This window comes from Draconibacterium mangrovi, assembly GCF_010586825.1.
GTDB classification, from domain to species: Bacteria; Bacteroidota; Bacteroidia; order Bacteroidales; family Prolixibacteraceae; genus Draconibacterium; species Draconibacterium mangrovi.
On sequence record NZ_JAAAGB010000002.1, the window covers coordinates 322,107 to 335,801 of the forward strand.

Genomic DNA, 13,695 nt, shown 5'->3' on the forward strand with positions numbered 1-13,695 from the left:
ATTGTTAAATAAAGGGAAAAATTCTTTAATAAAAACTTGAAATAAATGAAAAAACTGACATTGCTAGTGGCATTTTCTATGCTGCTTCAGCTTGCTTTTGCAGGAGGTTTATTAACTAACTACAACCAAAGTGCGCAATACATTCGTATGTTGTCGCGAAATGCAGCTTTAGAAATTGATGCTGTTTTCTATAACCCCGCAGGACTGGTGAAAATGGAAGATGGCTGGTATTTTGCTTTTTACAGCCAAACAATTTTTCAGACCCGCGATATCGATACTCAGTTTCCTACATTAAATTCAGGACATTACGAAGGAGAAACTACAATTCCTGTTTTTCCTGATGTTTATGCTGTTTACAAAAAAAATAACTGGGCCTTTTCATTAGGAATTGGTCCGGTAGGTGGTGGTGGAACAGCCGAGTTTCCATCGGGTATTCCAACACTTGAAGTACCTTTTTCACTGATTCCAGGTCAATTGGCCGCGCTGGGACAGGTCGACCCTGCACTGGCAGTAAACAGTTACGATCTGGAAATGGCTTTGGAGGCTTCTTCAACATTTTGGGGAATTCAGGTAGGGGCATCTTATGCGCCTCATGATAAATTCTCGTTTTATGGAGGTTTGCGTATAGTACCGTCAACAAACAAATACGAAGGAGCAATCCGTAATATTCAGCTAAATGGAGTGAATGCGGCTGCCTGGTTAAACGGAGCATCTACACAGGTAAGCACAATGGCAGCAAATTTAAACGCTTTGGCAAATGTGCCGGAAGCATTAGCGCCAATACTTCCTGTTGCAGGTAATTATACATTAGCTCAATTGGTAGGTGCAGGACAAATGGATCCTGTACAGCAGGGACAAATTGAGGCCGGTTTGCAATTAATGGGACTTTCGCTGGAACAAATTTCGGCTATGAACCTGAACCAGATAAACGGTGCATATGTACAAGCAGCACCGGCTTTTGCGTCAACCGCACAAACATTAAGCGGTACTGCGCAAACTCTTACCGGAACAGCTTCGCAACTGGGTGATAAAGAAGTAAAAACCAAACAAAAAGGAATGGGTTTTACCCCGATTATTGGTTTTAACATTTCGCCAACCGATGACTGGACATTTGCCGTAAAATACGAGTTTGAAACCAAGTTGACCTTGGAAAACGAAACCGACGTTGACGATATGGGCTTATTTCCTGACGGAGCTGAATCATCGAATGATATTCCCGCAATTTTGGCAGGGGGTGTAGGTTATCGTGGTTTGGGTTGGCTGGAAGCACAACTTTCATTCAATATGTATTTCGATAGAGATGTTAATTACGGTAACAATATTCGTTATTCTACTTTAGGACAGAAGGTACACCGCGATATTAAAGGTAACTACACCGAGCTGGCGCTGGGTTTGCAGTTTAATGTAGCCGATAATTTTGCATTTAGTGTTGGTGGTTTGCGCTCGAAAAATGGTGTAACACCTCAGTACCAAAGCGATTTTAGTTACAGCAACTCATCGCATACCTTGGGCGGCGGAATTATGTGGAACATTACCGATAAACTAACTTTTGATGCAGGCGTTTCAAATACTTTCTACCAAGATGATACCGTAAAGTTTACACATCCAGGTATTGGAAGCTATGATGAAACTTATGCAAAAACCACACTTAGCTTGTCGGCCGGTATTTCATACAGCATTTTTTAAACCAAGAACAATATAACGCAAAAGCAGGGGGCAATTTTTGTTCCCCGCTTTTTTTGAATTGAAATTAGCCCTCTATTTGACTGTTTTACAAATAAAGCAGGAAATCAGATGGTCAGAATGAATATTTTGTAGCCAAAATATTAATCTGAACCATCAGGATTGTTGTTTTGCAGACAAAACACAAAAAAAAATCGTTGAGATTGACATTTTACAAATAAAACAGGAAAACGGATGATTAGGATGAACGTTTTGTAGCCAAAATATTAATCTGAACCATCAGGATTGTTGTTTTGCAGACAAAACACGAAAAAAAATCGTTGAGATTGACATTTTACAAATAAAACAGGAAAACGGATGATCAGGATGAACGTTTTGCGGCCAAAATATTAATCTGAACCATCAGGATTGTTGTTTTACGAACAAAACATAAAAAATAAAGGGCTGGTTTAACAACCAACCCTTTGGAGAACTAACTAAGCAGCAAAATTAGTGGAATACCTAATCTAGCTGAAATATTTTGTTGTACACTTCGTCGCCGATAAGTTTGGCGGTAAGTACAAATTCGGTTTTCCCTTCGGCTTTTAAATCCGACATGTCGAAACGGAACTCGCGGGTAAACCAGGCTTCGCACAGATCGCCGTTGGCATTGTGCCTGATCTCAAAAGTAGGAACCGTTGAGCTGCTGGCTGTCCACGGATGCATGCGTGCCAAATCGATGGTATGATCCTGGCAACCTCCGCTGTACGATAGTTTAAAATAAAGGCAGTCGCCGTCCATGTAAGCTTCGTGCAAATGAACGGGATCGCGGGCCAGGCTGTCGTAATTTTCAAAATAAAGATCAACATAAGGCGAGCACGACAATTCTTCGACGTAGATTACCTCGCAAGGCACTCCCTGTTCGCAGCTTATGTAAACATTATCGAGCTCGGTATAAGTAATTAGCACGCGCTGCCCCTGCGAAAAAGTAAAATCATCGGGATAGTACAAGGGCTGAACTTTATTGCCATTATCCAACTCGATGATAAAACCACAGTCGCCGGCACCGGCATAATCAATTACGGTACCTTTTGCGTCAAACGACATCAGTTCATCGTCCTGACAACTGGTAAATACAATAAGAAATACAGAAAGTATTGCGACTAATTGTTTCATGGCTTTTTATAATTTTATGTACAACGCAGGTCATTTGCGTTTATTTCGCTCTATTCCTCACTTTCAGGATTTTTAACAGTTCCCATAAAAAGAATGGCATCCGTGTCTTTTTCTGTAATGAAGTTTTCATAATAAAGGTTTAACAAATTTACATTATAGATGTGTTTAGGCAAGTTAAGGTTGCGTAACAAATGTTAAATGACGTTTTCTTGTCGACGCGTGTCGGGAAGCTTTTTGAAAATCTGTTTTCGTTGATACAGCTGTTAAAGCTATTTTGAAGAATTTCTCAATTGAGCCAAAGAATTTTCACCCCAACGCAACCTTTTTTATAAACCACACATCTATCCAATGATTTTAGCTTGAGAGAACTGACTGTAAAAGCAGATGCCAAAAAGAAAGATGAAAACCAATTCGTTTTTATCAGTACTTTTAGGCGTTATTTGCGAACGATTTTGGAAGACCTGAGAAAAATAATAAACGGTTGTGCTTCGGGGAAAAAACGTGCACAGGAACAATTATACCAACTATTTGCGCCAAAAATGTTTGGGGTTTGTTTGCGCTATGCCAAAGATAATACCGAAGCCGAAGATAACCTGCAGGACGGGTTTATAAAGGTATTCCAAAATATTGGCCGCTTTAGGCACGAAGGTTCTTTGGAAGGGTGGATAAGGAGGATAATGGTAAATGTTTCGTTAGAGAAATTCAGGAAACAGCATGTTATGCATCCGGTTGAGGATGTGAGTATTTACGAGGGGCAAAATGTTTCGGATGATATTCTGGCCGGTATTTCAGCAAAAGAATTAATTGCAGAAATACAACAACTACCACCTCGTTACCGAATGGTTTTTAACCTTTTTGTAATTGAAGGAATGAACCACCAGGAAATTAGTGAAGAGATGAAAATTACCGTGGGCACATCAAAATCGAACCTGGCACGCGCCAGAGACATTTTGAAACGCCGGGTAAAAGAACTTTATGGAGATATTGAGAAAACAAGTAATTATACAGCCGGATGAGTAAAAAACTAAATATTGACGATTCGATCCGAGAAAAGCTCGATGGTTTTTCGGCTGCGCCACCGTCGCATGTTTGGGATAGTATTCAGTCGCAACTCGACGGGCAGCGGAAAAAGCGCCGTATGGCTTATGCCGGGTGGATTTCGGCAGCGGCAGTTGTTGTGCTGGCCTTTATTGCCGGGTGGTACTTTAGTGGAAAAAGCGTTGTTGAAGAGCCAACAATGGCTCAGCAACAAACGGCACCCGAAAAAACGCAGGAACCTGCCGTTTCGCCAAAAGATAATAGCATTGAAATAGAAGTTGACCAACTGGCCGGAGCTCAGGAAATAAATAGTACCGAGACAAATGCAAACAATACAATATCAGAAACTAAAATGCTGGCAGAAGTTGAACTTGCTGCTGAACAAAATAAGTCTGAAACCGATCAGGTATTTTCGACACGTTCTGAGGAAGACTGCAGCTTGTTAGAACGTATTGAGGCAATATTCACTACACAACAATCCTACGTGTTGTTAGCGGAAAAGAATAATGAAACGAAAATTGAAGAACGTTTTACTGCTGATGAAATGCTGATTGCGGCCAATCTGCGAAACTTAAACGAACAAAAACAGCAGGAGAACGGATGGATTATCGGAGCCCAGGTTTCTCCGGGATATTCGTCGCACTCGGCAAGCCACAACGATTCGTATGCCCAAAATATGACCTACGAAAGCGATAATGGCGGAAGTAATATTGGCGGAGGTATTTCGGTGCAGTACAAAACCGGTAAACGCCTGCGTGTTGAGAGTGGAATCTATTATGCGAAGGACGGCCAAAAAGCTGATAATTCATTTAACCTGTTTGCATCAGACAAAGACATGTTTTATGGCGCAGCACCCGATGCAGCATACGATGGATTGAATACGGGCTTTTCAAATCTGGTGCAAACCGGAAGGAGTGAGGGGGGAATTGCCATGAACAGCACAGCCGGTGTTATTGAAATGAAAAGTACACCACAGGGAGCCAATATTTCGGCAAACCTTGAAAACTCAAACGATGTTACAGCACAACGATTGTACTCTGATGGTGAGTTCTCGCAGGTGTTCGAATTTGTGGAAGTGCCGCTGTATGTACGTTATAGCGTGCTCGACAAAAAAGTTGGTGTAGAACTGCTTGGTGGAATTAATGCCGGATTTGTAATTGGAAACAATGCCTATCTCGATAATAGTTACGGTGTGCAAAACATTGGAAGTACTGCCGATATTTCAACGCTTAATTTTTCGGGAACACTTGGGGTGGGAGTTAATTATGCATTGGGAAAACACTTCTCGTTTGCGCTTGAGCCTCGTCTGAATTATTACCTTTCTTCGATAAACTCGAACCCCGATGTTAATTATCGTCCGTACAGGATTGGTATTTATACCGGAGTTTATTACGAGTTTTAGTACCCGGTTCTTACTGAAAAGTATTTAGCAGTAATTAAAAATGCTACTCAGGAATTTTGGTGCATCAAAACGATAACCGGCATAAAGTTGAAACTGAAAATTCTCGTTTAAAGTAACAGTTGTTTTTTGTTGATTGTATGCTTCAAGGTTGCCGGTTATTTGTATTCCGGCAAAAAAACGGTTGGAATTGTAACCGGCGGCAAGCATCGTTTTTGCCCTAAAAACGGCATAATTAGTTTTTGTCTCGTAGCGGGTTGTATAAAAGCGGGTTTCAAGGTTTGTGTGAATTAAACCTCCACCCGTTGCAGCACCTGCCGATACAAAAAGGCTTTTGTTTACCACCCAGGTATAAAAGTAGCCTAATTGAAGGCTCAATGAAAGATTATTACTCTTTTGCGAGCTGCTATTGGGTGCCAGTTCCGATTTATCATCAATAATATAATACCTGTAAACAAGGGTCGGAACAAGGCTTCCTGCACTTTTTAGCTGTCTTTCGGTTTGTGTTTCGATAGCTGAAAACGAGAAATTCGGATTAATTTTATATGCGGTGTAACCCGAAATCCGGGTATAATTTAAATCGGGCAATTTTGTGTAGTTGGCATCCTTGCTTCCGCTTTGCAAAAGGTTCGAGCTGCTGTGAAAATAGAAGCCTTTTATTTTGGTGTATTCCAGGTGTTGTGTCCAGTGACGAAGATTTACATTTGTTCCTGTCCAGAATATTTTAGACCTGCCTTTTTGCTGCTCATCGTCGTTTCCTGGAATAAATCTGGGGCTGTATCCTATTCCAAACAACAAAGCCCGGTAACTTAAAATCAGGTTGGTTTTTATCGAGGTGTTTGGTTTTATGGTGTAGCGTTGGTTTTGCTGGTAAATCTGAAAAAATTCGGTGTTGTTGGTAAGCGATAGTTTTATGGCTAGTTGTTGATTGTGTTTTTCAATAAATGCATTTTTTTCGGTTGTAGTTTTGCTTTCTACTTTTTGGGCATAACTGTTCAAAAACAGAATACCGGAAAAGAGAATAGTGGAGATCAGTTTCATGACTGAAAAATAATCATTTCGCTGATGTTTAGGAAACATTCATTCTGTGATGGCCGATTTTGTTCGAAAATTATCCAAATCTCAATTTTTGTCAATATGATGATTGTCAGGTGTTAATTTCAACGAAATGTGAAATTTTGCGCTGTTAACAGTTAATTAAGACTATTGCTTAAGAACAAGAAAATTTCTTTTATACTTTTGCCAACTATTCAACGCAACCTGAACGATTCATCAAATAACCCAATGGTGTTCGTTATACAAGAAAATATTTAATATACAGAGTTTTTAAAATTTTTGAATGAAAACTGGAATTTATATCACAAACACCGAAAGCAACACAGGAAGATCGCTTGTTACGCTGGGTGTTTTAAAAGTGTTACTTTCAAAAGTAACCAAGGTCGGATATTTCCGGCCAATCATTAACGATTATCCAAAGGGAGTTCACGATAATCATATCGAAACCATGATATCGTATTTTAACCTCGATATGGAGTATAAAGACGCATACGGCTTTACCATGTCGCAGGTAGTGAAATACAAAAATATGGGGCAGGAGGCACGTTTGATCGATCAGATTATTGATCGTTACAAGCAGCTAAAAGAGAAGTTTGATGTGGTTGTGGTTGAAGGTTCTGATTTCGACAATAAGGGTGTTACTTTTGAGTTGGATCTGAATATTGAGTTTGCCAAAAACCTTTCGATTCCGACCATTTTGGTTAGCTCGGCAAAAGATAGAAACATGGGTAGTGCCATTGCGAATATCGACCTGGCTATTAAATCATTTGCCGAAAGAGATGTAGTGGTACAGTCGGTTGTTATGAACCGTGTTGAACCCGGAAATTGCGACATGATGCGCGAAGAGCTGAGCAAGGTAGTACCTGCCGAAACTTCTATTGAGATCATTCCGGAAATTAAAAAACTGGGCAGCCCTACCATAAAAGAAATTAACGACGAATTGGGTGGTACTGTACTATTTGGCGAAAACCTGTTGTGCAAACAAGCCGACCGTTACGATGTTGGAGCAATGCAGTTACGCAATTATCTCGACAGGGTAGAGGAGAACAGCCTTATTATTACACCGGGCGACCGCTCTGATATTATTCTGGCGGCGCTTCAGGCCAATGCGTCGGCAAATTATCCGGGCATTGCCGGTATTGTGGTTACCGGAGGTATTGCTCTCGAACCCCAAATTGTAAGGCTGATTGAAGGTTTACCAAATATTGTTCCTATTATTTTGGTTGACGATGTAACGTTTACTGCAGCCAAAAAAATATCGGATGTAAAACCAAAATTGCACCCGGGATTACCACGTAAAATCGATTTAAGCATTTCTACCTTCGAAAAATATGTCGACACCGACTTCCTGATCGACAAATTCAGAAGTTTCAAAACCGATGTGGTAACACCGCATATGTTTCAGTATAACCTGGTGGCAAAAGCCAAATCGAAAAAACAACATATTGTTTTACCCGAAGGTACCGACCCTCGTATTTTGCAGGCTGCTTCAAGTTTGGTTGATCAAGGGGTGGTTGATATTACTCTTTTGGGAAGACGCGATGAAATTATTACCAAAGCTACCGAGATCGGTGTAAAAATCAATGGTAATATTAAAATCATCGATCCGGTAGAATCGGAGTATTACGAAGACTACTGGAAAACTTACCACGAACTGCGTAAACACAAAAATATACCTGAAGATATGGCACGCGATGCCATGGCCGACGTTTCGTATTTCGGAACAATGATGGTTTACAAAGGGCATGCCGACGGTATGGTTTCAGGTGCCGCACATACTACAGCACACACCATTATTCCGGCACTACAGTTTGTAAAAACCAAGCCGGGCGTTAAAACCGTATCGTCTGTTTTCTTTATGTGTCTCGACGACCATGTTTCGGTAATGGGCGATTGCGCTGTAAACGTAAGTCCAACTGCCGAGCAGCTGGCTGAGATTGCAGTTACCTCGGCCGATTCGGCAATTGCTTTCGGTATCGATCCAAAAGTGGCATTGTTGTCGTATTCGTCGGGTACATCAGGTTCAGGTGTTGAGGTTGATAAAGTTCGCAGTGCTACTGAGATCGCTATTGCTGCACGTCCTGATCTGAAAATTGAAGGACCTATTCAATACGATGCTGCAGTTGATCCGAGTGTAGGGAAAAGCAAAATGCCTGATTCGCAAGTGGCAGGGCAGGCCAACGTGCTTATTTTCCCCGATTTGAACACCGGAAACAATACATACAAAGCCATCCAGCGCGAAACCGGAGCACTGGCGATTGGCCCTATGTTACAGGGATTGAATAAACCGGTTAACGACCTTAGCCGTGGTTGTACTGTCGACGATATTTTTAATACCGTTGTAATTACAGCTATTCAGGCTCAGGAAGGGTTTTAAAAGTAAATTCATACTTTTTACGATAACAGGTTAACTGTCGCGAGAATGGTTGTACTGTTACCAAAAAACTTTAATTGATATAATTTAAAATGAATATTTTAGTAATTAATGCAGGTAGCTCGTCAATTAAGTATCAGTTGATTGATATGAACACCGAGATGCCTTTGTCGAGTGGTATTGTAGAACGGATCGGTCTGGAGATGGGACTGATCAAACACAAAACATTCCTTAACGGTTCGGAAGAAAAGACCGTTGAAGAATTCCCGATTCCCGATCATGGAGTTGGTTTAAAGCGAGTTGCTGAATTGCTTACTGACGAAAAAGTTGGTGTTATCAGCGATCCGTCAGAAATTCAGGCTGTTGGTCACCGTTTGGTACATGGTGGCGAAACTTTTACCAAAACGGTTGAGATTACCGATGAGGTAAAGGCCAAAGTAAAAGAATTGTTCCCATTGGCTCCACTACACAATCCGGCTAACCTGATTGGCGTGGAAGTGGCTGAAAAAGTATTTCCAAATGCAACACAGGTTGGTGTATTTGATACTGCTTTTCATCAAAGTATTCCGGAAAAAGCCTATCGTTATGCTATTCCGGAGAAATTTTACCGCGAATTGCGTATCCGTAAATATGGTTTCCACGGAACTTCGCACAAATTTGTTTCAGAAAAAGCAATTGAGTATTTAGGAAATCCTGATGCTAAGATTATTACCATTCACATTGGTAACGGCGCTTCAATGGCAGCTGTTAAAGGTGGTGCCTGTATTGATACCACCATGGGAATGGGACCGTTAAGCGGACTTATCATGGGAACCCGATCGGGAGACATCGACCCTGCAATTATTTTCTACCTGGCGCAACAAAAAGGCTTTTCGGTTGAAGAGATTTCAGATCTTTTAAACAAAGAAAGTGGAATGAAAGGGTTAACCGAACTTACCGATATGCGTGATATTGAAAAATGTCAGAGAGAAGGCAACCCGGTTGCAATTTTGGCATTGGAAATGTATGCCTACCGGATTAAGCAATATATTGGAAGCTATACCGCCGCAATGAATGGTGTTGATGCCATTGTATTTACAGCCGGGGTAGGGGAAAACAAAACTACGGTTCGCGAGATGGTTTGCGAGGATATGGATTACCTTGGAATTACCTGGGACGAAGAAAAAGATAAGAACCGCAAAGGTGATGTTCACGAAATTAACGTGGACGGCGCAAAAGTTAAAGTTCTTATTATTCCTACCAACGAAGAGTTGGAGATTGCAAAACAATCGTTGGCACTTGTAAAATAAAGTGTTAAAAGACAATATTGAAAAGGCGTATCCGGTTTTGGATGCGCCTTTTTAGTATGTTGTTTCCCAACTTAAAAATCGTTCAGAAACAGTGCGTTGATTGTTTCAATCAATAGTTTCCTGTTAATTGGTTTTGAAACAAAATCATCGCAACCGGCGGCCCGTGCCTTTTCTATGTCCTCTGTTTGTGCAAATGCCGATTGAGCGATTATCTTCACTGATGTGTTGAACTCTCTTATCATTTTTGTTGCTGTATACCCATCAATTACCGGCATTTTAATATCCATCAAAATCAGGTTAAGGTCAGGGGTATTTCGGGCCATCTCAACTGCTTTTTTTCCGTTATTGGCAACCAGTATTTCCGACGCAAGATCACGAACCAAAAGTTTTAGCAATTCTATCGATATAGTATCATCTTCAGCAATCAATATTTTTAATTTATTCTCCAGTAAATCTTTGACAATCACCTGCAAATCAGAAGTTGTAGTTTGTTGCGAATTGATTGTGGCCTGCAGAGGCAGCGAAACATAAACGGTAGTTCCTTTGCCAACTTCCGATTCAAGGTTTATTGTTCCGTTTAACATTTCGGTGTACGATTTTGTAATGGAAAGGCCCAGCCCCGAACCTTCGAAAACCCGTGAGTCCGCAATGTCGGCCTGCACAAAACGTTCGAAAATGGCTTCTTGTCTTTTCTGTGGTATTCCAACGCCGGTATCTTTTACAAAAAAGTTTATGTGGCTGTTGGTGGTGGTATAGCCAAACTCAACAGTACCAGATGCTGTGAACTTGTATGCATTCCTAATCAGGTTGGTAAGAATTGAATTGAGTTTGTCGGGATCGGTGTGTAACAGCATTACCGGATTACCATTGTTTTCGTTAACTTTAAAAGTAATGCCTTTCTGTTTCATCGGCTGCTCAAAGAAAATGTACAGTTCTTTTATCAATGCCGGTAGGTTAATGTCCTGCATGTGTGCAATAACCATTCCCGACTCAATTTTAGAAATATCGATAATGTCGTTGATGGTAGTAAGCATTCTTTCTCCACTGTTTTGAATTACATCGATAAATTCTGTGCGTTGTTGAAGAGATAATTCATTATCTCTCAGCAATTCTGTAAATCCTAAAATACCATTCATCGGTGTTCTGATTTCGTGACTCATATTGGCCAGGAAAGAGGATTTTAACTTATCGCTTTGTTCGGCATTTTCTTTGGCCCGTACCAGTTCTTTTTCAATTTCTTTTTGTTCGGTAATATCTCTGAATTCTACAACACGAACTATTTTATTGTTGTAGGGAATCATTTTACCCTGAATGCGAAGTGGGTAAGTTTGCCCGTTTTTACGGAGTCCAACGGATTCATAAGGTTTTGTATATTGTTCCTGAATATGTTTCTTTACCAGGTCGCGTTGATCTTCTGCAATTAAAAGCAGCCCGTCCATACCTATCAGCTCTTCGTGCGAATAGCAGGTAATTATTGATAATCCGTGGTTACAATCCAAAATTTGTCCTTTGTCGTGTATGGCTATTCCTCCGAACGAAGCATTGTGCAGAGCTTTAAAACGAGCTTCGTTCTGTTCTGCTTTTTCTTTGGCGCGTTGCAGTTCTTTTAAGGTTTGTTTCTTTTCGGTAATATCTTCGCGAACAGCTATAAACTGGGTAATTTCTCCCTGGTTGTTAAAAATAGGAGAAATAACGGCTTGTACCCAATACAGCTCTCCGTTGTTTTTCTTGTTGCGGATTTCTCCATGCCATATTTTACCTGAATTAATGGTTTGCCAAAGGTGTTTGAAGAATTCTTCCGAATGGTATTCTGAATTCAGGAGACGTGGATTTTTTCCAACTATCTCCGCATTTTTATAGCCGGTTAAGTTTTCAAAAAAAGGATTTACGTATTCGATTCGCCCATGTTTATCTGTAATAAGAATGCTAACCGGGCTCGCTTCAATAGCCTTTGAAAATAGTTCGTTGGCTATTTCGAGCTTTTTACGCGTGGTGATGTCACTAATAAAACCTTCAAGATGAAAGTTGTTATGTTCGTTGATTGCTTTTCCGCGTTCCCAAACCCATTTTAATTGGTTTTGTTTGGTGTAAATACGGTATTCCACCTCAAACGATTCGTCTTTATCTATGGCTTCCTGAATCGTATTTCTTATGCGTTCTTTGTCATCGGGATGGATGAGGCTTTCGTATGTTACCGTTTGTTCTGCTGTTAGCTCTTCGGGGCTGTAGCCAAAAAGTTGAGAACTTCCCCGGCTTACAAAATTCAAGGTCCAGTCTGCATTATTTTGGCAGTTATAGGCCACCCCTGGAAGGTTGTCGAGAATGCGGTTTAACTTTTCGTGGCCTTCTTTTATTTCTTCCTGTAGCTGATAACGTTCTGAAATATCGCGTACAGCAGCAATTCGCACTTTTTTGCCTTTGTATTGAATTTCGCGTGCCTCAATTTCAACATGTCTATAGGTACCATCTTTTTTAAAGGCCTTAAGAACATAAGGTTTTACGACTTCGCTATTTATCCTACTGTATATTTTATCATGGTCTTTTAAGTCAATAAACTGTGCAAGTAGGTTTTTGCCAATTATTTCTTCGCGCGAGTAGCCTGTAATGTTAAGCAGTGTATCATTGACGTCAAGAATAACACCGTTATCGTGTATAATTATTCCTTCAAATGCCGAATCCGAAAGGAAACGAAAATATTCTTCACTTTCCTTTATTTGCTCCAGTGATTTTTTTAACTCGGAATTATCATGGAGGATCACCATAATTGCCGGCTTATTATCATAAACCGTATGGCTAATCGTGACTTCAACAGAGAATGTTTCGCCCGATTTTGTTACAGCTGCCGAATCATAATGTGTTTGCGATGATTTTCCGGTAATAAAATCAGTATACAATTTTATTACCAGTTCGCGCTCTGTGGGGGCAACCATTGTAATAAATGGGTTTTCGAGTATTTCTTTCTCTGTGTAGCCGGTTAGCCTGCAAAGCGACTGGTTAACAAACTTGGTTATCTCGTCCTGAATGATAAGAACACCGTCGTTTAAGGAATCTACCAAATTTTTATAGCGGAGTTCGTTGGCTTTTAATTCGTTGTGCTGTTTGAATTTTGTTAATGCAAAAGCCAGACCTTGTGCCAGATCATCCAATCCAATTTCTTCAACCGGCTGTTTGCTATCCTCTGCAGGGATAGCTACGCATAAAACACCTAATGTTTGTTTTTCATCTTTTATTTGTGCAAGAAATGGTGTCCATCCCGTAGTGTCAAGGTCTATCAGTAACTCGCCGGGTAACCCGGAATGTACGGTTTCCGGTGTATTAGAAAGTGTTTGCCAAAGGTGATCGGGAAAGCCCTTTGATGTAGCCTGGTTCCTGATATTGTTGATAACGGAAATAGCGCCTGCTCCCGTAAAGAATTTTGTATTTCTCTTCTCATCAAAAAGGGTGATCCACGCAAAATAATATCCACGAGTATCAACTAAAATTTCACAGGTTTTTTCCAATATGGTTTCCGAATCTTTACCGGAAATGATTAAATGCTGAATTTTTCGTATGGCGGTGATTATGGTTTGGAGGTGTGCAATTTTTTGATCGGCCTGATTTGTCATCCCTTATTTTCTATGGTTACACTTGAAATGAGCATAATTCCATTCACCTTAATGTGCTAATATAGTAAAATTGAGGAACACTTTCTTATATAAAAA

General features: G+C 40.5%; 8 protein-coding genes. 5 read left to right on the plus strand and 3 right to left on the minus strand.

From position 1 onward, the window contains the following. Positions 1–45 precede the first annotated feature (45 nt). Positions 46–1,686 carry a hypothetical protein gene (locus G4420_RS08300; RefSeq protein WP_163323134.1) on the plus strand — a complete coding sequence of 547 codons (1,641 nt, stop codon included), beginning with the start codon at positions 46–48 and terminating at the stop codon, positions 1,684–1,686. Positions 1,687–2,184: 498 nt separating this feature from the next. Here G4420_RS08300 and G4420_RS08305 read toward each other — a convergent pair whose 3' ends face one another. Further along, positions 2,185–2,838 carry a NigD1/NigD2 family lipoprotein gene (locus tag G4420_RS08305; RefSeq protein ID WP_163323135.1) on the minus strand — a complete coding sequence of 218 codons (654 nt, stop codon included), beginning with the start codon at positions 2,836–2,838 and terminating at the stop codon, positions 2,185–2,187. A 359-nt stretch (positions 2,839–3,197) separates the two neighbouring features. On the opposite strand from G4420_RS08305, the gene G4420_RS08310 reads away from it, so the two are divergent. Both G4420_RS08310 and G4420_RS08315 read left to right on the plus strand, forming a co-directional pair. Next, positions 3,198–3,854, plus strand: coding sequence for an RNA polymerase sigma factor (locus G4420_RS08310; protein ID WP_246241578.1), 657 nt, complete (start codon positions 3,198–3,200; stop codon positions 3,852–3,854). Continuing rightward, positions 3,851–5,278: an outer membrane beta-barrel protein gene (locus G4420_RS08315; protein WP_163323136.1), complete on the plus strand. Its 1,428-nt coding sequence runs from the start codon at positions 3,851–3,853 to the stop codon at positions 5,276–5,278. The genes G4420_RS08310 and G4420_RS08315 overlap by 4 nt, the downstream gene beginning before the upstream one ends. Positions 5,279–5,302: 24 nt before the next feature. Here G4420_RS08315 and G4420_RS08320 read toward each other — a convergent pair whose 3' ends face one another. Then, positions 5,303–6,316, minus strand: coding sequence for a DUF4421 family protein (locus G4420_RS08320; RefSeq protein ID WP_163323137.1), 1,014 nt, complete (start codon positions 6,314–6,316; stop codon positions 5,303–5,305). 298 nt (positions 6,317–6,614) lie between these two features. On the opposite strand from G4420_RS08320, the gene pta reads away from it, so the two are divergent. Continuing rightward, complete coding sequence (gene pta / locus G4420_RS08325; protein ID WP_163323138.1) at positions 6,615–8,708, plus strand: phosphate acetyltransferase; 2,094 nt, start codon at positions 6,615–6,617, stop codon at positions 8,706–8,708. 89 nt (positions 8,709–8,797) lie between these two features. Continuing rightward, positions 8,798–9,994, plus strand: a complete 1,197-nt coding sequence (locus tag G4420_RS08330) for an acetate/propionate family kinase (RefSeq protein WP_163323139.1) — start codon at positions 8,798–8,800, stop codon at positions 9,992–9,994. Positions 9,995–10,065: 71 nt separating this feature from the next. On the opposite strand, the gene G4420_RS08335 is transcribed toward G4420_RS08330, so the two are convergent. Beyond that, the gene (locus G4420_RS08335; RefSeq protein WP_163323140.1) at positions 10,066–13,599 is read right to left on the minus strand and encodes a PAS domain S-box protein; all 3,534 of its coding nucleotides are present in this window, start codon (positions 13,597–13,599) and stop codon (positions 10,066–10,068) included. Between the last annotated feature and the right edge of the window lie 96 nt (positions 13,600–13,695).

What these genes read in the sequence shown, in the direction of transcription:
- pta (WP_163323138.1), top strand. Translation starts at nt 6,615, where the DNA reads ATGAAAACTGGAATTTATATCACAAACACCGAAAGCAACACAGGAAGA.
- G4420_RS08300 (WP_163323134.1), top strand. Translation starts at nt 46, where the DNA reads ATGAAAAAACTGACATTGCTAGTGGCATTTTCTATGCTGCTTCAGCTT.
- G4420_RS08320 (WP_163323137.1), bottom strand. Translation starts at nt 6,316, where the DNA reads ATGAAACTGATCTCCACTATTCTCTTTTCCGGTATTCTGTTTTTGAAC.
- G4420_RS08315 (WP_163323136.1), top strand. Translation starts at nt 3,851, where the DNA reads ATGAGTAAAAAACTAAATATTGACGATTCGATCCGAGAAAAGCTCGAT.
- G4420_RS08335 (WP_163323140.1), bottom strand. Translation starts at nt 13,599, where the DNA reads ATGACAAATCAGGCCGATCAAAAAATTGCACACCTCCAAACCATAATC.
- G4420_RS08305 (WP_163323135.1), bottom strand. Translation starts at nt 2,838, where the DNA reads ATGAAACAATTAGTCGCAATACTTTCTGTATTTCTTATTGTATTTACC.
- G4420_RS08330 (WP_163323139.1), top strand. Translation starts at nt 8,798, where the DNA reads ATGAATATTTTAGTAATTAATGCAGGTAGCTCGTCAATTAAGTATCAG.